This is a genomic window from Microcystis sp. M53603_WE2, assembly GCF_030065435.1.
Genome location: NZ_JASJFF010000459.1, coordinates 1 through 1600, shown reverse-complemented (window position 1 = coordinate 1600; position 1600 = coordinate 1). Strand labels below are relative to the sequence as shown.

Genomic DNA, 1600 nt, shown 5'->3' with positions numbered 1-1600 from the left:
GAAACTTTCCAAGGCGACAATACCAAAAGGTTCGTAAAGACTGGGAAAAACGGCACAATCGGCCACGGTTTGGAAGCGATCGAGGTTTTCATCGGACATAAAGCCCGTAAAATAACAATGATGCCAGATACCGAGATGCCAGGCCTGTTGTTTGAGTTTGTCGGTATTGCCGCCACCGATAATGACAAATTTAGTTTTAGCCCCGGTGTGGTCGAGGACTTTTGGGGCGGCGTTGAGTAACACGGAAACCCCCTTTTCAAAGGTCATGCGCCCGACGTAATAGACGATTTTTTCTTGATCGCCCGCATATTGACGACGAAAAGCTCGATAATCAAAGTTAGGATCTCTTTGTTTTTTCTCGGCCCGAATGCCGTTATAAACCACATCGATTTTATCCCAGGGTGCACCCAAAGCCCGATGGACTTCATGACGCATATAGCCAGTACAGACGATGACGCGCCAAGCATTATAGACGAGGGTTCCCTCTTTGCTGCCGATATAGCGTTGGGTGTCGGTGTGCAGTCCGTTATAACGTCCGTATTCCGTGGCGTGAATAGTGGCAATCAGGGGGATTTTAAAGAGATGTTTCATGGCAATGGCCGCATCCCCTACTAACCAATCGTGGGCATGAACAAGGTCAAATTTTCCGTATTCGGCGATTAGTTTGCCGCCCTGTTGCCCCATGCTGTTATTCATGTTGACCACCCAATGGAAAAAGTCATTGCCGGGGGGTACGGGGACACGGTGGATGTGAATGCCTTCCACCAGTTCGTAACTGGGGGCCTGACCGAATTCGATCGTGATTAAATGGACTTCATGACCGAGTTTGACGATTTCGGGATAGAGTTCAGCGACATGACGGGCGATACCGCCCACTAATCGCGGTGGAAATTCCCACGCCAACACTAAAATCCTCATTTTTCCCTAACCTCGACCTGATTTAAGCTTGTAGGTAATCATTGCATCCCCATGGTATCTATTTTGGCTCTGGTTTCTTCCTCTAATTGCCACTTTCCCCGCACCAGTCTTGAGAGGATTTCTTGTCGCCACTTGCTTAATTGTTCCTGAAAAGCGGCCGTTTGTAGATCGTTGCGCCAGAAAATTAGGGCCGATTCGCCAGTTTGCGGATAATAATTTTTACGCTCTCCAGCGACGCGGAAGCCAAAATGCTCGTAGATTGCGATCGCTGACTGGTTCGATACCCTCACCTCTAGCGTAGCCCTTTCCAGTTGTCTTTGTACAGCCTTCTCCAGAAGTTTGTAGAGAAGTAGTTTTCCTAATCCTTGTCTTTGATAGTCTGGGTAAATTGCTAGGAGAGTAATATGCGCTTCTTCGAGAATTGCCCAAAAACAAGCCAATCCGATTAGGGTTTCGTCATCCCGGTCTAGGGTAAGAATTAATAATTCACTGTTGGGGCTGTCTAATTCCCGTTGATATCCCGATAACGTCCAGATACCGCCGAGACTGGTGCGATCGAGTGCCACCATGGCGGCAAGATGCTCTGATTTTGGGGTTTTAAGCTGGATTTTTGCCATTGATCGGGGAAGGGAGCAGGGTGTGGGGTGTGGGGTGTGGGGTGTGGGGTGTGGGGTGTGGGGTG

Annotated in this window: 2 protein-coding genes; both read right to left on the bottom strand. The window is 48.9% G+C overall.

Going from position 1 to position 1600, the window contains the following annotated elements; translation table 11 throughout:
- The coding region (locus PX481_RS09600) for a glycosyltransferase family 4 protein (protein ID WP_288094486.1) at positions 1 to 918 on the bottom strand (918 nt) is incomplete at its 3' end.
- Positions 919 to 956: 38 nt separating this feature from the next.
- Positions 957 to 1535, bottom strand: a complete 579-nt coding sequence (rimI, locus tag PX481_RS09595) for a ribosomal protein S18-alanine N-acetyltransferase (protein ID WP_002756657.1) — start codon at positions 1533 to 1535, stop codon at positions 957 to 959.
- Positions 1536 to 1600 lie beyond the last annotated feature (65 nt).